This window comes from Roseivivax sp. CAU 1761 (assembly GCF_054482755.1).
On sequence record NZ_JBTLRM010000049.1, the window covers coordinates 1 to 18,512 of the forward strand.

The following is an 18,512-nucleotide window of genomic DNA, read 5'->3' on the forward strand; positions in this document are numbered from 1 at the left end:
AATACCGACAATACGCTGGGCGTATCGCTGGTCTACGGCTTCTGAAACGCAAGGTCGGGGCGGCCCTGCCGCCCCGCACATCGGGTGTATCCATTAAGAGACTGGTAGCGCGAAGGCGATGCGCCGGCCGGCTTCGTCCAGTGGGGCGCCGCGAACAGCCGGGGTCAACCATGAAGAGCTGCAAGATCAAATAGACACCGAGGATGTGTTCGGTGCCCTGCGTTCGGCCATCACAGCCGAGAACCGCGCGGCGCTCGTCGCGGTGCTGTCTCCGCGCGCGACCTACGATGCCCTACGCGAACTCCTCCACCTCGGTAACGAAGAACTCGATTCCGCGCTCGCACTGATGCCGCGTGGGCTGGCTGCGGAGCTGATCGAGGAAGCGCCGAGCGAGCTCGGCGCGGAACTGATGGAGCGCATGGCGCCCCGAAAGGCGGCGAATGCCCTTGGGTAGCTCGGGTCAGATATCCAGGCCGACGTGGTCGGCGACATGGAGGACGCCGAGGCAGAAGCCTTGCTCGCCGAGAGCGATCCGGACGATGCCGCCAATGTCCCGCGCCTGATCGAATACGACTGGGACACCGCCGGCGGGTTAATGATCACTGCGGCGTTCTTCTTCCCGGAGACGGCCACGGTGGGCATGCTGCTACGCCATGAAGGTCCGTATGGGAAGCTGCCCCGCAGCGAGGGCCAAACCGCTGAACGGCCGCTGTGGGCCGGCCGCTACCGACCGGCCCGACTTCTCAGAGCTCCACTGCTTCCGCTATGGCCAGCGCGTTTTCGAGTTCGACACCGAGGTAGCGCACTGTGCTGTCCATTTTCCTATGGCCGAGCAGGAGTTGCACCGCCCGGAGATTGCCCGTCTTGCGATATATCTGTGCCACCTTGGTCCGGCGCATCGTTACCGCTCCTTGTATCGAACAGGCGGTGCCAGCTCATCCAGCTTCGGCAAGTCCGCCAGGGCCGGCAGAGGGATCGTGACCCGTTCATAGTCGCTGCCCCGGATGCGGATCACGCCCGGCGTCTGCCCTTTCTTCTTCCACTGCACCTGGCTCCCGTCGCCGCGGTAGTGGCGCAGGGCCTTGTCGAACTCACGGAGGTTCTCAGGGGCCAGGAATTTCCGCGCTGTGTCGAGGTAGAGGAGGCCATCCTCGACGCCCTGGGTGATCGACATCCGATACTTGAGCCGCTGTTCGTCACGGATCTGGCGACCGAGATAGTCGCGTCCCCTTATGACTGCTTCGCAGTAGGACTGCACTTTCCAGAACCGGCCCGCTTCCATGAACAGGATTCTCGCCCCGTGAATGCGGCCGCGTTCGATCTGGGTCTCGATCGGCTTCCGGCCGCCGTCCGGCAGTTCCATCCACTCGACATGCACGTCGGTAATGACGAAGTCGCCGCCGTCGGTGATCTGGCGCTGCAGGAGGCTGTCGCCGAACCGGGGCAAGGCTCGCATTATCTCGTCGACCTCTCGCTCCAGCGGGAGCCACTTCTCTCGAACCTGGCGATGCAACGCCGGCAGGTCTTCCATGGCCGCGGCGAGGATCGCGTCGCGCTTGGCCTCATCCTCAGTCTTCTGGAGGGCCCGCTCGAAGTTCTTCGCGACTTCCATGCCGAAGTATTTTCGGCCACAGTCGATGCCGCAGAGTGCGATGCGGCCATCTTTCATCTCCGCCGTGAAGCCGCGGCGGTGCGCCGTGTGGTTGTCGCAGAACGCGCACCTGACATCGTGGTCGGTGTGGTAGCGGTTGATGTATCGCGACGGAATTGCTCCGCGCTCGATAACGTCGGTGAGGCCGGTCTGGGCCTCGGGGTCGGCGATGGTGAACGCCGGTTTTGCCCCTTGCAGACGGGGCGGCTCGATAGGCAGCTGTTGGCTCATTTTGTCGCGGTGTCCTGTTACATGTTGCGCTTCCTGTGTTCTCCCTTTGTGCACGGTAGTCGAATCGATCCGATGTCGCAAGGGAATGTGGCCGCTGGTCCGTGGCGGACGAAATATGGTTGGAGAGGCCCGCTCCGTCCGGTATCACGCCGGCATGGAACCGCTCTCCTGGACCGAATGCTTTCGAGCGATGCACACGCTCGCCGGGCGGACGCGCTTCTCCTGGCCTCAGCCTGACTCGGGCGGGTTCAACTGCCACCCCGACTTCACAATTTCCGATGTCTACGGCGGGGCGGCGTGGATCCTGACTGCGCCTGGCGACTGGATCCTTGGAATTCCGGCGGTGGCGCGCTTCTTCGAGCTCGAGACACCTGTCGCAGGGCACCTGTTCTCGTATTGGCTCGGCGCGATGATCGCGATGCCCATCGTCCTGATCATCCTGGCACCATTCGTCTACGCCCATGAGGATCGGCAGCGGCGTCGCCGCAGATGAAAAAAGCCCCCTCCGAAGAGGGGGCAGTTGGTGGATACGGATCCGGCCATGACCCCGGCCGGGAGGGAGATCATTCAGCGGCATTGGCCTTGCTGGCCTTCAGCTGCTCCTCGACGAACTTTCGCCCGCGTTCGAGGTCGCGCATCTCCGGATGGGGGTGCGACTTCGCCCAGGCGACGCAGCGGTCCTCGAGCCAGGCGTTGAGCTCGACGTAGCTCTTGAACCTCGGCCGCGGCACGAAGAACCGACGACGGACCACGCCCACCTGGTTCTCGACCTGCCCCTTCTCCCAGCCGGAAGCGGGCGTGCAGGCGACCGGATCGACGAGGTAATGACTGCACATCCGCTGGAAGCGGCGATTGTAGGCGCGATCGCGTCCGACGAAGATCGTGTCCACCGCCGTCTTCATGTTGTCGTAGATGCCCCGCGCGCAGGCGCCACCGAAGAAGGCGAACGCCTTGTCGTGCGCGTCGAAGACCATCTCCTGGGTCTCGCGAGGATAGGCGCGCACGAACAGCATCCGGCTGTAGCAGAGCCGGACATGCGCGACCTCCACCGTTGTCGTCACGCCGTCGATCAGGACGACCTCATGGCTCCAATCGAACTGGTAAGCCTCGCCGGGATCGAAGCTCAGCGGGACGTAGGCGGCGGCCGAGGCTTCCCGTTCGGTCTTCGTCCACGACGATGCATAGCGCCGGACGGCATCGTAACCGCCCTCGTATCCGAGCGCCTGAAGCTCCTCGAAGATCCGGATGCGCGTGAGCCGGTCGCGCTTCGGCTTGCGGGCGTTCTCGGCCAGCATCCGGTCGAGTTCGTCCTTCCACGGCCCGATCTTGGGTTGGGGCTGGACGCTGCGCTCGTAGATGAACTCCGTCGCTTCCGACCGGATCACCCTGCGCACGGTGTTCCGCAACACGCGCAGCTCGCGGCAGATCTGCTTTATCGGCTTCTTGTCCTGGAAATACGCCCGACGGCTCTTCGCGATTGTCTCCACGACCAACATCCCGCACCTGCTCTCGATTGCCCCGTGAGCATCATGGCCATCGATGTAAGCGGGTCATTTTGGACGCCGATCACCCCCGTTACGGGGTCACTTTACCTGCCTGTTCACAAAAAGCGCGAGATCGCGGATGCGTCCTGCAATTTCGAGACGCACTCAGATCGGCCAGACGTGCTTCGGCATGAGCGGTCGCTTTTGCCCGACGATACGGCCCTTGTTCCAAGCCGGACGGCAGGATCGGATGGCAGGAAGTTTGGCAGCAGACATGGCGTTTCCTCCGATCCGCCGCGCACCGCCTCATCGCCGACCCGATGTCAGCACTACATCATACCATGCCGCGCTGCCGCAGGTCCGCTCCGAGTCCAAACTGACCACTTGAAGGGCGGAGGTATTCGCATTTGCAGCATAAGCTGGCCTGGCAGAAACGGCCCTTACCAGACATTCGCTCCGGGTGAAGATGCAGCGGTGCCTGTCCTGAAGCGGCCGTTGGCGCGGTCGCGCAGCATCCTCGGCGCCGTCGAGGTCCGCTATGCGGACCCTTCCTGCCGTTCGCGGAATGTGCGCAGTTTCCGCTGCGGCCGCGACGGCTTCCGATAGAGGGGCGGATTGCGGTCATTCGCTGCGCAACGACTGCATGTCTGCATACCGGCGAAGACGGAAAGATACCCATGCCGAATAACGGTCATCCCCGAGTCGTGCGATGAACATGGCTGAGGTCGGGCCCAGCTTGACGAAACTGAGTTTGCCAAGGCGGCCCCATCCCGTCATGCTGGATGAAACGCTCTTGGCCTACGAAGGCGCCAGTATGGTCCAGATCGACCTGTCCTCCCATGCGGAGACCGCGCGGCTATCAGCGGTGCGGAGATATGCCGTGCTGGACACGCCGCCCGACGGTGCCTTCGACCGGATCGCCTCGTTGGCCGCGCGGCTGCTCGGAACCCCGATCTCGATCATCTCGATCGTCGATGCGGATCGCATCTGGTTCAAGAGCCACGAAGGGCTGGACGGGGTGGCGGAAATTCCCCGCGACCCGGGACTTTGCGCCTCGGCGATCCTTCATGACGGGCCGTGGATTTTGAACGACGCGTCGGTCGAGCCGGTGGCCCTTTCCAACCCGCTCGTCGCCGGCGAGTTCGGGCTCCGCTTCTACGCGGGTATCCCGCTCAGAACCCATGACGGACATGGCCTTGGAACGCTGTGCGTCATCGACAAGGCGCCACGCGAGATCACGCCGGAGCAGACCGCAATCCTCCAGGATCTGGCGGCGGTGGTCATGGACGAGCTCGAGCTAAGGCGCGAGGCCATCGCCACGCACGAGACGCTTCGACGTGAGATGCGGGAGAAAGAGCTCTTGGCCGGGGAAGTCGAGCATCGGGTCATGAACAGCTTGCAGCTCATCTCCTCGGTCGCGCGGCGCAAGGCGGCACAGCACGAAGGGGCGGTCTCCGCCGAGCTGAAGGACATCGCCGCGCGCATCGGCGCCATTGCGCAAGCCAACCGGCATATCCAGCAGAGCCTGCCCGGTCTCGCCCAGCACGGGGATCTGGCGCTGTTCCTGAAGGTGCTGAGTCGCGAGCTCTTCCCGCTCTGCCCGCAGGGCGGCCTTATCGAGGTGGAATGTCCCTCGCTCCAGCTGGCCCGGGATCGACTGGTCCCGATCGGCCATCTGGTCACGGAACTGGTGCTGAACTCGGTCAAGAGCGGTGCCGGGCGCATCGGCCTTCAAGGCGAGTTGGCCGAGAGTCATTTCCGGCTGGAGATCGATGATGACGGTCCCGGGCTTCAGGAGGGGTTCGACCCGCGCAACAGCAAGGGTCTGGGCATGGTCATTCTTCAAGCCATGGCACAGAAGCTCGAGGCCGAGGTGAGCTGGGGGCGCAGCCCGCGCGGAGGGGCGCGATTTACCGTGAAGCTGCCGCTCGATCCGAGGTCAATGAGCGATGAAGGCTTGGCGCAGCAGTCGGCCTGACACGGGTTCTTTCCACTCATATCAACCGTCGCCGCACAATGGCCCGCTGGGACGCCCTGCGACCCACGCTGGCGTAGGACGAAAGGCGCAGCAACCGCGCCTTCGGCATCCGTGCAGCCGGCTCACTGTCGCCCGGCCGTCCAGTGCTTTTTAGTAGGCCTTACCGGTAGTCGCTTTGCTTTATGTCCGAGCGACCTATATGTCCTTTACAATCCTGACCCGAGGTGTCCGATTTGACGCGTGTTCTTCACGACGGCGCCCGGCCCGAGGGGGAACAGTGCACCCCTCTGAGCGAGCTACAATCCGATTTGCTGCGCAGTGAGGCGCGTTACCGCGTCCTGTTCGAAGCGATCGACGACGGCTTCTGCATCATCCAGTTCACCGACGGCCCGGACGGCCCCCTGTCGGACTACGTGCATGTCGAGGCGAACTCGGGATACGAGCACCATACCGGCATTTCCGGCATCGTTGGCAAGACGGTGTTCGACGTCGCGCCGGACGAAGGCCGGGAATGGGTGAAAATTTACGGCGACGTCCTGCGCACGGGCGAGCCCATCCGCTTCGAGCGCGAGTTCGCAGAGGCCGGTCGCCGCATCGAAGTCTCGGCCCGCCGGGTGGAGCCCGCGAGCCTCGATCAGGTCGCCGTGCTGTTCCGGGACATCACCGAGCGGAAGCGGTCGGAAGCGGATCTTCGGGCGAGCGAGAAGCGGGCGCGCGAGAACGAGGAGCGCGTGCAGCTGGCGCTCGCCGCGGGCGCCATCGTCGGGACGTGGGTGTGGGATGTCCCCACCGACTCCTTCATCGTCGACGACGCCTTCTGCCAGGCGATGGGCATCGACCCGGCGCAGGACCGGGAGGCGCTCGATCTCGATATGATCACCGCGAACGTGCACCCCGACGACAGGGACCAGCTCATGGTCCGGACCGATGAGGCGCTGAAGGCGGGGGGGGCCTATGCGCAGCAGTTCCGGGTGCTGCACGCCGATCGTAAGTATCACTGGGTCGAAGGCAACGGCCGGGTCGATTTGGATGCGGATGGCGCCCCGATTACCTTTCCCGGCGTCTTGGTCGACGTCAGCGAGCGACGCGCCGTCGAGGTCGAGCGGGACCGAGTGACGGCCGAGCTGTTCCGGCTGAACGAGACGCTGGAGCAGCGCGTCACTGAGCAGACTGCCGAGCTCATCTCGAAGGAGGAGGTGCTGCGCCAGTCGCAGAAGATGGAGGCCATGGGCCAGCTGACCGGCGGCGTGGCGCATGACTTCAACAACCTGCTCGCCGCGATCTCCGGATCGCTCGAGATCTTGCAGTCTCGCCTGGCACAGGGGCGCACCGAGGATCTGTCGCGATACATCGGCGCGGCCCGGACCGCCACCGATCGCGCCGCGACCCTGACCCAGCGCCTGCTCGCCTTCTCGCGGCGCCAGTCGCTGGCGCCGAAGGTGACCGACCTGCGGCATCTCACGCACGAGCTGGAAGACCTCCTGCAACGCACCGTCGGGCCGCATGTCGAGGTTGGGATGCAAGCGGACGGGGATCTCTGGCCGGCGCTGGTCGATCAGAACCAGCTCGAGAATGCCATCCTCAACCTCTGCATCAACGCGCGGGACGCCATGCCGGGTGGGGGCCAGCTGCACATCAGCCTCGCCAACCGCAGGCTCGGTGCGCCGGAGGCTGGGGTCCTGAAGCTCGACGCCGGCGACTACGTGCAGATCTCCGTGACGGACAACGGCTCGGGCATGAGCGCGCAGGACATCGCGCGGGCCTTCGATCCGTTCTTCACCACCAAGCCGGTCGGCGAGGGAACCGGGCTGGGGCTGTCCATGGTCTACGGCTTCGTTCAGCAGACCGGGGGGCAAGCCGCGATCCATTCCGAGCAGGGACGAGGCACGACGGTCGATCTGTTCCTGCCACGCAGCGGCGAGGCCGCCGAGATTACCGTCGAGCCTGTGGCCCAAGGCGACGCGATACCGATCGACATCTCGGGCAAGACGATCTTGGTGGTCGAGGACGAGCTGCTGGTGCGGATGGTCGTGGTGGACACGCTCGAGGACAGCGGCTTCACGGTGATCGAGGCGGGGTGCGGACCGGAGGCGCTCGAGGTTCTGAGGTCCGACGCGGCTATCGACTTGATGCTGACCGATATCGGCCTGCCGAAGGGCATGAACGGCCGCCAGCTGGCCGAGGCTGCCCGTCAGCTTCGGCCGGAACTGAAGATCATCTTCGCGACCGGCTACGATGAGAGCGCCGCCGCGGGCGCCGGCATGCTCGTCCCCGACATCGAGGTGGTGCGGAAGCCGTTCGACGTGGATGTGCTGACGGCCAAGGTGAGCGCGCTGGTGGCGAATTGACCGTTGGGTCAGGGCGCTTATTCAGACACCTTCGAGAACGAGGTAGACCCCTTGAACGATATCCCGACGCTTCCCGAGCGGATACGATCCTATCTCGACACCGCGCGCGTTCCGATCGCGGTCTCGGCCACTGAGGGGGATACGCCGCTCATCTTCGTCAACGATCGCTTCTGCGATCTGACTGGCTATTCGAAGGAAGAGGTCATCGGGCGCAACCGCCGGTTCTTGCAAGGGTCCGACACGAAGAGCGACACCAGGGACGATCTGCACGCCTTCGTGCACGATCCGGATCACGACAGCGGTTGTTTCCCGGTGTTGAACTACCGGAATGACGGCGGCTGCGGGATACATCGGGGCAAACGCGGTTCATCCTCGCCTCACAGTTCGACATGACGACGGCGCTGCGACGCTCGAAGATCGGCGACAATGACGAGAAGCTGGGACAAGCGCTTTCGGACATGGATCGGATCACGAGGGAGTTCGGGTTGGCGATGATGGGGTCGGCCCAGATGATCTCGGACTCGGTCGCCCTCATGGCAAGGCTGTCTTTGGACGAGGATCGACGGTAGGCCCTGATGTGCGGGGGGCCTCGAAAGCCCCAACATGCGGAAACTACAGAATGCGACGTCTGCGAGCACGGCGGGAAATAGCCGCTTTGTGCGGTTTCACCCGCTTACGTTCCCGGATCGTCTTGTCCATGCTGCCCCCATTCTGCTTTGACCAATGGAGGCTGACATGGCCACCATCCTGCTCGTCGAAGACGAGTTGCTCATCGGTATGGACCTTGCCGAAATGCTCGAGGAGGCCGGTCACACCGTCGACGGCCCCCATGGCACGATCAGCCAAGCGGAGCGCGCGCTGGCGGCAATGTGACCGGATCTCGCCTTCCTGGATGTGAAACTGAACGGCATCGAGGTCAGATCTCTGGCCGACCAACTGTGCGCGGCCGAAGTGCCGCTCATCTTCCACTCCGGCCATGCAGAGGAGCTGATGGCAAGGAACGCTTATCCCGGCGCCCTCTACTGTCCGAAGCCATCCGCTCCGGGCGAGATATTGCAGTCGGTCGAGCGGCAGCTGAGAAGCGAGCATTAAAAGCGACTATGTAGGCGCTTCTGCCATAGCCGCATGCCGAAGGGCCGCTTCTCATCGCCGCAGCGCAGCATCCAATCCTTATTGGATGTCCGCTGTGGGCCGTCAGCGAACCATCTGAGTTCGAACGCCCTACCTGCGTGCCGCAGTCAGCGAACCACATCAGAGGCTGCAGTATTTCTGAGCGGATTCCGGAGTCAGACTGATCGCAAGGCCACTCACCGTTAATCAGTCGGCGGGCCTGAACAAAGTGTTCGGCTGCGCATAAATGCGACTCGAGCGGGGCGGTGCTACTCAGGTCATCAACACGGGCAGCTTGAAAGTGAAGCACGTGGTCCCGTCCTTGCAAGACACCTCGATCCGCCCGTTATGGGCTGTCGCGATGGAGGAGGCGATGTGGAGGCCGAGGCCGAGGCCTTCGCCTGTCGCATCCGTGCCGCGATGGAAAGGCTTGAACAGGTTCGCTCTGGTGGAGTTGGTGATTGCGGTGCCCCGGTTCGCGACGGAGATCTCGACCGCATCGCCGCAGATCTCCCCTCGAACTGATACCGGCGAGCCTTCTTCCGAATGACGTATGGCATTTGACAGAAGATTGGACACGGCCTGGGCCACGCGCAGGGCATCGCAACTTACAGGCTCACCCAGGCTGAGAGCCAGCTCGATGTCATGATCGGGCGTGGCAGCGCGCACCTCTTCGACGACCTGCTCGATCGCCTCGGCGAGCGGGGCGTTAGAAACGACGCACACCCGTATGCCCCCTCCGAGGCGGGACTTTGCGTGCAGCATGATGTTCTCGATAAGATCATTGGCGCGCAGCAGCGATGCGCGCATCAATGGCAGGATCGTCCGCCCGCGTTCGGAGAGATCTTCTTTTTCGAGGTGCCGCACCCCGGCCTCGATCGCGGCTACGGGATTGCGCAGGTCATGCCCGAGGACCGCCACCAGTTCCTCCTGGACGCGCGCCATTTCGCGCTCATGCCTGATCTGCTGCTCCTGGGCCTCCAGCCGCTCTTGGGTCTCGAGACCCTGGCCGATGATCTCGGCGAACATCTCCAGCATCGCGACGGCCCGGGGATGCTTCATATCCCGCGGCACCGTGTCGATCGCGCAGAGCGTGCCGAAGAACGTGCCGTCGCTCCGGAAGATCGGGATCGAGGCATAGCTGACGATCCCGAACTTGGCCGCGATTGGGTCGTCCCGGTAGGTCTCGTCGGTCGCGACATCGCTGAACATGACCTTCTGCGAGGTTTGGCGCACGGATTGGCAGAAGGTCGACCCGATCTCGATCTCATCGCCCGGGGCGAGCCCGAAATTGACCTCGTCCACGGTTCGGCAGGCCACCCAACGATCCGACGTCACCCGGGCTACCGCCGCAAAGCGCACCTCGGTGGCGAGCATCACCGTTTCCAGGATTGTGCCGACGAGTTCGCTGCTGGCGAGAGTCTCGATGTCAACCTGAAAGTCGTGAGTTCCGTCCAGGTAGGCATGGTGATCCTGGATGGTTGCCTGTCGCTTCGTTGGTTGACGCACAATCTGTCTCCTCGGCTGCCAACCTTGTTAACATGTGCGCATCGATCAGCAATGGTTCGCCGCCGGCAGACCTCGTACCCTCGGCCCCCTGAACAACGGTCATCCTACCACCGTTGAGCGCGCGAGGACGATGAGCCCTCTTAGATCGCCGCCGAAGAGCGATGCGTAGGTGCGCTCGGCTGATCTGTAAACCTGCAGCGCGGCATGAGTAGGGAAAGCCAATGGCAGCACCGGGCCGTGAGCGTCTGCGTTCTGAACGGGCGTATTGTTGACGTTCGCTGACGTCCGAGCGGAGGTCTGCTTCAAGTCTTTAGCGAGCCAGTGGGAGCGCGTATTGGTTCCGCTAAATGCCACTGACATGGGCAGTAGGGCATAGCGTCGTAGGGTGTTCGTCAGCCCGTGATGATGATCCCGATCTTGCCCATGTGCGACTTTTCGAGAAACGCCTCCTGGGCCGCGCGCAAATCGCGCAATCGGAATGTCTCGGCAAGGACGGGCCGGATCTCGCCACGCTCGATATAGCCCACGAGATCGGTGAACACGCCCGCGTCTTGCCGGGTGCTGCCGATCAGCATGAGGTCCTTGAGGTAGAGCGTGCGCAGGTCCAGCTCGACGATCGGTCCGGCGATAGCCCCCGACGTGACATAGCGGCCACGCACCGTCAGTGCCTCGAGCAGCGCGGGCCAGCGTGGCCCGCCGACGAGGTCGAGCACGACGTCGAAAGCGTTCTCCGGCAGGGCATCCTCGCGTCCTAGAATGGCGTCAGCGCCGAGCGCGTGCAGGTCGTCCGCCTTTGCCGGGCTGGTCATCGCAGTAACATGGGCGCCGCGTCGCTTTGCGAGCTGCACCGCTGCCGAGCCGACGCCGCCCGAGGCGCCGGTGATCAAAACCCTCTCAGCGCCCAATCCCGCGCGCTGAGTCATTCCCTCGGCGGTTGAGAATGCGCAGGGGAGGGAGGCCAGTTCCACGTCGGAAAGCGGGCTGTCGATGCGAAGTGCGTGTTCGTCCTCGACAGTGGTGAATTCGGCAAAGCCGCCATCGCGTTCGGAGCCGAATGTGACGAGCGCCTCCGCATCCCCTCCGGCGGGTCTGTGCATGGGTCGGACCAGCACCCGTTCGCCGACGCGCGCGGTGTCTACCCCGTTGCCGACCGCGACAATCTCGCCGCAGCAATCTGCGCCCTGGATGCGTGGAAAACTTAGCGCGCCGGACCATGCGCCATCGGCGTCCGAGGCACCGTCATAACCTGTGGCTGCGGCGGAGTTCGTATCGCCGCGCACGGCTTTCGAATACCAGCCGGTGCGGGTGTTCACATCGGTGTTGTTCACCGCCGAGGCGCCGACGCGGATCAGCACCTCGCCCGCTGGGGGGAGCGGCATGAGAACGTCCTCCCGCCACTCCAGTTTGTCGAGACCGCCATGGCCTGTCAGAACCATCGCCTTCATCGTATCCGGAAGGGTCATCATGTCGCTCCATCTGGTAGAATGATTGCTCTACTTGTGTGAGTAGAGGGATCACTCTACATCGTCAAGCATGACCGATACCAAAACCAAGATTGCCGCCGGACTTGAGCGAGCCTTCGCCGCCCGGGGCTTTGCGGAACCCAGCGTCGAGGATCTGCGGGATGCAGCGGGTGTCAGTCTGCGCACGCTCTACAAATACGCGCCATCACGCGCCGACATGGTGGTGGCGGCGCTGGAGCATCGCCATGGGCGCTACCTTTCACACCTCTTCGACGGTCTGCCCGAGGCTCAGGAGGCGGTGCTCGACGTGCTGTTTGAACGGGTCGGGGCTTGGATGGCCAACGAGACATCGCATGGCTGCCTGTTTCACGGCGCAGTCGCGGCAGACCCTGGTAGCGAAGGGCTGCGCGCTCTGCTGGCGCAGCACAAGGCCGAGGTGGCTCGGCGTGCCGCCGCAGCCACCGGGCTCGAAGGCCGCGAGATCGACCTACTGGTGATCCTGGAGGGTCTCACGCAGGCCTGGTCCCTGCACCGCGACACCGCCGCGCACAGCGCGAAGCGGCTGGGGCACAGTCTGCGGAAGAGTAGCGATGCGTGAGGGCGCCCCGTTCCCTCACGCACGCGCCATGCCCGCCAGCATCGCGCCCAGAGCGACAAAGTGGATCAACATGATCGCCCGGTCATTCCACAGCACTCCGACGGCCAACCAACTTAGCACCCCGACCACGAATAGGTAGAGGTTCCGCGTCGTCCCAGCCGAAGGCGGTGCCAGCTGCTCTGCTCCCTGAAAACTCGACGGTTTGCAGCTGAAGTTTTCGGCCAATCTTCTCTGGCTGGGAGAGGAGCGGAAACGCATGAAGGCATCGAGGTTCACGGAGGCGCATGAGGCCTTCATCTTGAAGCAGGGCGAGCAAGGCACGGCGGTGTCGGAGGTCTGCCGCAGGGCGGGGATCAGACAAAGGACAGGGAGCATTCCGCATTCAGCGGTCATAGCGATGCCGTGTGCTGTCGGCAGATTTCACACTACCGACGCCGCAAAAAGAATAAGCTCGACCCTTTCTGAGCCCTCAACGTAGGCATCATGGCCTGGCGGAATTTCGAAGAAGTCACCTGATGTGATCGGCGTCTCCTCATCGCACTGGACCATACGCACCATCAGCCTTCCAGAAATGCAGTAGCCGATGTGCCGCATTGGGCAGGTGTCTGGAGATCCCCAAAGCGGCTTCTCATCCTTTTCCCAAGTCCATCCGGGTTCGAATACTGCGTGCATACCCGACGTCCCGTCGCGCATCTTGACGATCTTGATCTGCCCTCGCTCATTCATATCCAAAGCCTCATCGGGGTTCTCGAAGCGTCGGATTTCGATCGAGTTTTCCATAATGATACCCTTTCAAGTTCATTTGTGCAGGATGTCCACTCTCAAAGAGGCAAGGATCTCTTGGACCATCGCGCAGGTTTCGCGATCGTAGTTCAGAGTTTCCATGGTCTTTAAAATGTCATCGCATGCAGCCCCATATTCAGCTGCGGTAATATCCATGCCGCGATGCGCCTCGACCATGCTGCGACCGCAATAGTTATCTGGACCGCCGCTGCCCGCGGCGAAGAAATCGCAAGTGTGCTGCTTGACTTTTTCGACATATTCGGGGCGATCTTCGTATGGCGAAAAGCGTTCCTTGATAATCGGGTTGCACATGTGCGCCTCGATGGCCCCGTCGACGATCTGGCGAACACCGGCGGCCCCGCCAAGTCTTTCGAACAATGTGACAGTATTAAGTTCTTGGACCAGTGACATGGACATTTTTGCCTCCCTTCAGAGTGTAGCGGCATTTCATCTTAGGCGGGTTCGGACTGAAGCGCTTTCACATCGGCAGGCATCAGAAGGTTTCCCCTGTCGAAAAGTTACCACTTACGAATTCACCGAATTTCACCCGAGTGACGCCGCGTATGGAGCGAGGACCGACTCGGTAACTTCCTTCAACAGTCGCCGTTTCTGGCTCTCTCACCTCGATTGGTTGGATGTCTACCAAAGGCGTGGATGCCCTCCCTGGCTCTCCCGGACTGCGCAGTCCATGCGACAGCCCCGGTGCTGGGAACAGCTTGCGCCTATGACAAATCGAAATCCAGTTCAGGAACTGAACTTATGTGGTATAGTAAATGAAGCGGTCCTGAGCGCAGAACCGCATTCGAAATGCGGGGAGACCACGATGACAAACGCAAGTTACAAACAGTTTTGCCCAGTCGCTATGGCCGCTGAAGTTCTCTGCACTCGCTGGACGATCGTGTTACTGCGTGAGTTGATGGCTGGATCAACCCGGTTCAACGAATTGCGCAGGGGGGTGCCGCGCATGTCTCCAGCACTTTTATCCAAGCGGCTGCGTGAACTGGAAAAGTCCGGGGTAGTGGAGCGGGACCGTATCTCCGGGCCTTCCGAAGCATACGCTTACCGCCTGACTGACGCCGGGCGAGACATACAGCCTGTAGTTGAAGCCATCGGCATGTGGGGCCAAAGGTGGGTTGAGACAGAGCCCTCGATGGAAAACCTCGACGTAGAGTTGCTTATGTGGGATATGCGACGTAATCTGAACACTGATCCTGTTCCACCGGAGCGGACCGTAATAGAGTTCGTTTACCCCGATCTCCCAAAATCGCAACGCAGGTGGTGGCTTATCGTGGAAGAGGACCGCGCAGTGGACCTATGCCATGTCGATCCGGGTCTGGATGTCGACTTGTATGCCACCGTTGATTTGCGCACGATGACTGAAATCTGGATGGGTCTGCAGACCGTTCAGAACGCAGTAGATAAGGATAATCTGCTGTTATTGGGTCCTTCGGTCCTCATCGATAGTATGCAGGCTTGGCTTGGTTTAAGTCCTTTCGCCGCACAGAAAAAACTGGTTAGTTAATTTGGCTTTAATGAAAACCTTTTCCGGTGTCTATCACGCGGTAGCGAACTCGGATTTGATTGCGCTACTTCCGCCAGAACCCGCGCATCTCGTCGCCGTAGCAGCCGGCTTGGATATATACCGCGCCCCGATGTCGGTTCCGACGGCGTGATTACGCATGATCTGGCGGCGCCGCCATCCTGCGAGTTCCGCGCACATCCGGCTGCAAGGCCACATCAGTGAACTGCTCGACCCGCTCGATGGCAACTCGTGAAGTGAAGGGGCACAAGCATCGCACCTCATTGATGCGGAGCCAGTATGAATATGCGAAGCTGCTGGGCCAAGCACAGCTTGCTGAGCAGAACTTGGCTCTACCTCCTTTTCCTCAAACCCGAACGGTAACACCGGCGGCACCGTGGCAGCCGCTGCAATACGTTGCGTAGAGACCACTTAGAGGGCGAGGATCAGGGGGCGCTGTCATCTCGGGTCTCCCTTGGTTGTCAGGCCGGCACGGAGGCCTGCTCCGGCCCGCGTCATTTCGCCATCAGCATCGGCAGGGTGCAGGTCTTCAGCAGTTCCAGAGAGACCGCGCCAATGACGAAATCATAGGCCCGGGAATGGCCGAAGGCGCCGGTGGCGACGAAGCCGGCGCCGACTTCGCGCGCCTCGGTCTCGAGCACCGCTGCGACTGAGGTCGTCCGGGCTTCGCGATGGGTCACCGTGACCTCCACCTCGTGGCGGCTCAGGGCGCGGGCGAGGTCGTTCATTGGGCCGTCGGCCAGCTCGTGCGCGGCGACGGGGCCAACATGCAGCAGCGTCAGTTGGGCCTCGGGGGCGAGTAGCAGCAGCGCGTCGAAGGCGGCACGGGCGGCCTCCCGGGTCGGGCTCCAGCCGACCAGCGCGCGCTTCGGCAGCACCGGCAGGTCGATCTTCGGCGGCAGCAGCAGTACCGGCCGACCAAGGTCGCGGATCACATGTTCCAGCGCGGTCTGCACGTGCGGCGGTGTGGCGCTGGCGCGTGGCATCAGCACGAGGTCGGCGCCGCGGCCGGTATCAAGGATCTGCTCTGCCACCGTCCTTGTACCCTGATGGATGCCGCGCCACTCGGCGGCGACGCCTTCGGCCGCGGCTGCCTCTTCAAAGACGCGCCGCACGACGTCGACCTCGCGCTGTTGGCGGGTGCGGATCTCGGCGACAAACTCTTCGGTCATGTAGCCGGAGATCATCGGGTAATAGGCCGGGTCTTGGATCACGAAGAGCCCGGTCAGGTGGGCATCGTTCTGCCGCGCCACCACCGCCGCCTGCCGAGCGAGGCCGTCCGGATTGTCGGCGCTGAACACCGCCACGAGGGTCCTGAGTTGCATCTCGTCCTCTCTGAGTCGTCCTCTCTGTGCCTTGATGCCCATAGGGTGGGGCAGATGGCCGCGTAGCGCCTTGACGCAGGTCAAGGGCATAGCCGCCTGCGATGCGACTTGATGGGCTACGCAGGCGACCATGCCGTCTTTCCACAGGTGCTACGGGACCGAATTTACACCCAAGGCCATCCTGGCCTGGAGCCAGCGCAGGGCGGTTGGCTGGCACTACATCTCGCCAGGCAAGCCGATCCAGAAAACCGGAGGAAACACGGGTCTCAAGTCATCTCGGGCATCGAGGAGGCACTGGAATTCGTAGACATCGTACAATGCCCCCCGAAGGTTCTTCGGGTTGGACGGAGCAACCTGCTCGCCCAAGAAACGTCGAGAGCGCATCGCCAGCGGGGTATTCCTGCAAACCGACGTGATCGCAGCGCGGAGTTAGGGCGAAGACGCCCGCGTTCGCGGCTTGCCCTTGATCCGCATCAAAGTCGAACGGCCCCGCTGCGCGTAACCTGCTCCTGCTCGTTCGGGTGGGAGGGATTAGATGTTTCGCGGAACGCTTGCTGTACTCTCGACCGATGTCGAGATCGACGGCCACGCACTGCATCTGGCGCGGGAGGTAGTTCGCGAGGAAGGCGGTCATCTTGACGTCTACTGCCTGGGCATTGAGGCCCGGGCGCCAAGCTACGCGAACGATGCCGCGGTACTTGCCGCACACCCGAGTGCACGGTCAGCCTATCGCGGCGCCTTTGACCTGGCCGAGAAGCTGCGGAGCCGGCTGCCAACAGAACGGCCTCGCCTCACCATCAAGAGCGTGCGAATTCCTCCCGGGGAGCTGGAAAAGGAAGTGACGAGGCTCACGCGGTTTGCCGATTGCGTTGTCGTCCCGGCCCCGTTTGACCGCAGGGAACGGGAACGAGTAATACCTCTTGCAGTCCTAGATGCGGCACTCAACGTGAGCAGGGTGCCGGTGCTGGTATCGCCGGACGGCACGAACGGCTTCGCGGGCTTCGAACAGATCACGATTGCCTGGGACGGCAGCACGGCGGCCATGGCCGCGGTTCGCGCGGCACTGCCATTCTTGTGGGGAACCGTCCGTGCCGAGGTCCTGATCGTTGGCAATCCGGTCGAAAGGGCGGATGGCAGCGACTTGATCCGATACCTTGGCCGCCATGGTGTGTCCGCGTTCATCACCGTCCTGCCCTCCGGGGACAAAACTGTCTCGGAAGTCATTGAGTGCCATGCGGCCAGAAACGGATGCCAGCTGCTGGTCATGGGCGCCTACGGCCATTCGAGACTCTTGGAAGCGGTGTTCGGAGGGAGCACGCGGGCTCTCCTGCACTCGGTTCCCGCCCCGCTTTTCCTGGCTCATTGACTTGCATCAATGTGAGGAGGCGGCGCGCACAGGTATCCTGATTGCGGATTTTCGGAGGAGACGATCATGGATCATGGAACCGTCGCCGTCCTCATCGGGGACACTAAAATTGACGCTGCCGCGCTGCGAACCGCCGTCAAAATGACCGAAGCCGAAAGCTCGCACCTGGACGTGTACTGCCTCGCAGTGGAAGTCACGCCTGCCGACGGCTTCATGGCGGGAACAGCGGTACTCGTAGCTCTCCCTGACCGCAGGGAAGCTGAGCGGCACGCCGAGCACCTGCACACCGAGGTCAGGACGGCTTTGCCGGCATGGCGTGATGACGTCCAGATACACAAAGTGACCTCTCCGGCAGTTCAACTGCAACAGAGGATCGGACAATTAATCCGGCTGGCCGACAAGATCGTGGTAGCGGCGCCGTACGACGCAGATGGCGTGGATCGCAGGCTCCAGATGGCTGCCTTGGATGCGGCGCTTTACGAGGCAAACATCCCGGTGATTGTCGTTCCCGACAAGGGAGCGGAGATTCCCATGGAAATGGAGAAGATAGCCATTGCCTGGGACGGCAGCCGGGCGGCCACGGCGGCGGTACGCGCTGCACTCCCGATGCTTCGCCGCGCGAAACATGCCGAGATCATCGTGGTGGGGCCAGAGGTGATGGCTGAAGGTGAGGCCGGGCCCGGCCGAGACCTTGCCCTGTTCTTGGCGAGGCATGGGGTCAGTACCTCGGTCTCCATTCTCGCGCTCGACCGGCCAAACGTTGCGGAGGTCATCATGCGCCACGTGATGGAGATTGGAGCGCAGAGCCTCGTAATGGGAGGATATGGAAGATCCCAGATGGTCGAGGCCATCTTCGGGGGCACTACGCGTGACATGCTGCATGTCGTGGCGGTGCCGTTGATCCTCTCCCGATGATCAGGCCTCGGCGAGTTCGCCAAGCTTGTCCCGGTCCTGGATTGAGATGCGATGAGCCCTGTCCAACTTGATTGCGCCGGTCTTGGCCAGCGCGCCGATCTGCCGGCTCACGGTTTCCAGCGTCAGGCCGAGATGGTCGCCAATGGCCTGACGCGTCAGGGGGAGTTCCAGACGCTGTAATGCACCTGGCGACGGAGGCTGGTCGGCCAGA

The 18,512-nt window shown here is 62.8% G+C and carries 20 protein-coding genes and 4 pseudogenes; 13 read left to right on the forward strand and 11 right to left on the reverse strand.

Annotated features, from left to right (window positions below):
• Positions 1 to 205: 205 nt before the first annotated feature.
• A complete protein-coding gene (locus tag ACXYMW_RS18825) occupies positions 206 to 454 on the forward strand; it encodes a hypothetical protein (protein ID WP_459036875.1) in 249 nt (82 codons plus the stop codon).
• Between the two features lie 289 nt (positions 455 to 743).
• Here the strand turns inward: ACXYMW_RS18825 and ACXYMW_RS18830 are convergent.
• Together ACXYMW_RS18830 and ACXYMW_RS18835 are read right to left on the reverse strand one after the other, a co-directional pair.
• A pseudogene (locus ACXYMW_RS18830) lies at positions 744 to 905 on the reverse strand (integrase); the annotation flags it as partial.
• Positions 902 to 1,882 carry a hypothetical protein gene (locus ACXYMW_RS18835; RefSeq protein ID WP_459036876.1) on the reverse strand — a complete coding sequence of 327 codons (981 nt, stop codon included), beginning with the start codon at positions 1,880 to 1,882 and terminating at the stop codon, positions 902 to 904. The gene ACXYMW_RS18835 and the pseudogene ACXYMW_RS18830, both read right to left, overlap by 4 nt.
• Before the next feature lie 154 nt (positions 1,883 to 2,036).
• Between ACXYMW_RS18835 and ACXYMW_RS18840 the strand changes: the two genes are divergently transcribed.
• Entirely contained in the window at positions 2,037 to 2,375 is a 339-nt protein-coding gene (locus ACXYMW_RS18840) for a hypothetical protein (RefSeq protein ID WP_459036877.1), read from the forward strand.
• A gap of 103 nt (positions 2,376 to 2,478) precedes the next feature.
• Here the strand turns inward: ACXYMW_RS18840 and istA are convergent.
• Both istA and ACXYMW_RS18850 read right to left on the reverse strand, forming a co-directional pair.
• Positions 2,479 to 3,378, reverse strand: a pseudogene (istA, locus tag ACXYMW_RS18845) (IS21 family transposase); the annotation flags it as partial.
• Positions 3,379 to 3,534: 156 nt separating this feature from the next.
• A pseudogene (locus ACXYMW_RS18850) lies at positions 3,535 to 3,642 on the reverse strand (integrase); the annotation flags it as partial.
• A 499-nt stretch (positions 3,643 to 4,141) separates the two neighbouring features.
• On the opposite strand from ACXYMW_RS18850, the gene ACXYMW_RS18855 reads away from it, so the two are divergent.
• From ACXYMW_RS18855 to ACXYMW_RS18880, 6 genes are all read left to right on the forward strand, one after another.
• The gene (locus ACXYMW_RS18855; protein WP_459036878.1) at positions 4,142 to 5,344 is read left to right on the forward strand and encodes a sensor histidine kinase; all 1,203 of its coding nucleotides are present in this window, start codon (positions 4,142 to 4,144) and stop codon (positions 5,342 to 5,344) included.
• A 224-nt stretch (positions 5,345 to 5,568) separates the two neighbouring features.
• On the forward strand, positions 5,569 to 7,692 hold the full coding sequence (locus tag ACXYMW_RS18860; protein ID WP_459036879.1) for an ATP-binding protein: 2,124 nt from the start codon (positions 5,569 to 5,571) through the stop codon (positions 7,690 to 7,692).
• A gap of 51 nt (positions 7,693 to 7,743) precedes the next feature.
• A complete protein-coding gene (locus ACXYMW_RS18865; protein WP_459036880.1) occupies positions 7,744 to 8,085 on the forward strand; it encodes a PAS domain-containing protein in 342 nt (113 codons plus the stop codon).
• On the forward strand, positions 8,082 to 8,261 hold the full coding sequence (locus ACXYMW_RS18870; protein ID WP_459036881.1) for a hypothetical protein: 180 nt from the start codon (positions 8,082 to 8,084) through the stop codon (positions 8,259 to 8,261). Before ACXYMW_RS18865 ends, ACXYMW_RS18870 begins: the two co-directional genes overlap by 4 nt.
• A 166-nt stretch (positions 8,262 to 8,427) precedes the next feature.
• Positions 8,428 to 8,565 carry a hypothetical protein gene (locus ACXYMW_RS18875; RefSeq protein ID WP_459036882.1) on the forward strand — a complete coding sequence of 46 codons (138 nt, stop codon included), beginning with the start codon at positions 8,428 to 8,430 and terminating at the stop codon, positions 8,563 to 8,565.
• 21 nt (positions 8,566 to 8,586) lie between these two features.
• Positions 8,587 to 8,784 (forward strand): hypothetical protein, encoded by a 198-nt coding sequence (locus ACXYMW_RS18880; protein ID WP_459036883.1) that lies wholly within the window; start codon positions 8,587 to 8,589, stop codon positions 8,782 to 8,784.
• Between the two features lie 291 nt (positions 8,785 to 9,075).
• On the opposite strand, the gene ACXYMW_RS18885 is transcribed toward ACXYMW_RS18880, so the two are convergent.
• Together ACXYMW_RS18885 and ACXYMW_RS18890 are read right to left on the reverse strand one after the other, a co-directional pair.
• Complete coding sequence (locus tag ACXYMW_RS18885) at positions 9,076 to 10,311, reverse strand: GAF domain-containing sensor histidine kinase (protein WP_459036884.1); 1,236 nt, start codon at positions 10,309 to 10,311, stop codon at positions 9,076 to 9,078.
• Between the two features lie 392 nt (positions 10,312 to 10,703).
• Positions 10,704 to 11,774 carry an alcohol dehydrogenase family protein gene (locus tag ACXYMW_RS18890; RefSeq protein WP_459036885.1) on the reverse strand — a complete coding sequence of 357 codons (1,071 nt, stop codon included), beginning with the start codon at positions 11,772 to 11,774 and terminating at the stop codon, positions 10,704 to 10,706.
• 70 nt (positions 11,775 to 11,844) lie between these two features.
• On the opposite strand from ACXYMW_RS18890, the gene ACXYMW_RS18895 reads away from it, so the two are divergent.
• Positions 11,845 to 12,372 (forward strand): TetR/AcrR family transcriptional regulator, encoded by a 528-nt coding sequence (locus ACXYMW_RS18895; protein ID WP_459036886.1) that lies wholly within the window; start codon positions 11,845 to 11,847, stop codon positions 12,370 to 12,372.
• 15 nt (positions 12,373 to 12,387) lie between these two features.
• Here ACXYMW_RS18895 and ACXYMW_RS18900 read toward each other — a convergent pair.
• Positions 12,388 to 12,547, reverse strand: a pseudogene (locus ACXYMW_RS18900) (DUF6552 family protein); the annotation flags it as partial.
• A gap of 81 nt (positions 12,548 to 12,628) precedes the next feature.
• Here ACXYMW_RS18900 and ACXYMW_RS18905 point away from each other — a divergent pair.
• A complete protein-coding gene (locus ACXYMW_RS18905; RefSeq protein WP_459036887.1) occupies positions 12,629 to 12,850 on the forward strand; it encodes a transposase in 222 nt (73 codons plus the stop codon).
• Here the strand turns inward: ACXYMW_RS18905 and ACXYMW_RS18910 are convergent.
• Together ACXYMW_RS18910 and ACXYMW_RS18915 are read right to left on the reverse strand one after the other, a co-directional pair.
• The gene (locus ACXYMW_RS18910; protein WP_459036888.1) at positions 12,793 to 13,152 is read right to left on the reverse strand and encodes a cupin domain-containing protein; all 360 of its coding nucleotides are present in this window, start codon (positions 13,150 to 13,152) and stop codon (positions 12,793 to 12,795) included. The genes ACXYMW_RS18905 and ACXYMW_RS18910 overlap by 58 nt on opposite strands.
• Before the next feature lie 18 nt (positions 13,153 to 13,170).
• The gene (locus tag ACXYMW_RS18915) at positions 13,171 to 13,572 is read right to left on the reverse strand and encodes a group I truncated hemoglobin (RefSeq protein WP_459036889.1); all 402 of its coding nucleotides are present in this window, start codon (positions 13,570 to 13,572) and stop codon (positions 13,171 to 13,173) included.
• Between the two features lie 406 nt (positions 13,573 to 13,978).
• Between ACXYMW_RS18915 and ACXYMW_RS18920 the strand changes: the two genes are divergently transcribed.
• On the forward strand, positions 13,979 to 14,677 hold the full coding sequence (locus tag ACXYMW_RS18920) for a winged helix-turn-helix transcriptional regulator (protein WP_459036890.1): 699 nt from the start codon (positions 13,979 to 13,981) through the stop codon (positions 14,675 to 14,677).
• 512 nt (positions 14,678 to 15,189) lie between these two features.
• Here the strand turns inward: ACXYMW_RS18920 and ACXYMW_RS18925 are convergent.
• Positions 15,190 to 16,020, reverse strand: a complete 831-nt coding sequence (locus tag ACXYMW_RS18925) for a universal stress protein (protein WP_459036891.1) — start codon at positions 16,018 to 16,020, stop codon at positions 15,190 to 15,192.
• 535 nt (positions 16,021 to 16,555) lie between these two features.
• On the opposite strand from ACXYMW_RS18925, the gene ACXYMW_RS18930 reads away from it, so the two are divergent.
• Together ACXYMW_RS18930 and ACXYMW_RS18935 are read left to right on the forward strand one after the other, a co-directional pair.
• Positions 16,556 to 17,386, forward strand: coding sequence for a universal stress protein (locus ACXYMW_RS18930; RefSeq protein ID WP_459036892.1), 831 nt, complete (start codon positions 16,556 to 16,558; stop codon positions 17,384 to 17,386).
• Positions 17,387 to 17,452: 66 nt separating this feature from the next.
• Positions 17,453 to 18,301 carry a universal stress protein gene (locus tag ACXYMW_RS18935; protein ID WP_459036893.1) on the forward strand — a complete coding sequence of 283 codons (849 nt, stop codon included), beginning with the start codon at positions 17,453 to 17,455 and terminating at the stop codon, positions 18,299 to 18,301.
• On the opposite strand, the gene ACXYMW_RS18940 is transcribed toward ACXYMW_RS18935, so the two are convergent.
• Positions 18,302 to 18,512: helix-turn-helix domain-containing protein (locus ACXYMW_RS18940; RefSeq protein ID WP_459036855.1), on the reverse strand; the 211-nt coding region annotated here is incomplete at its 5' end.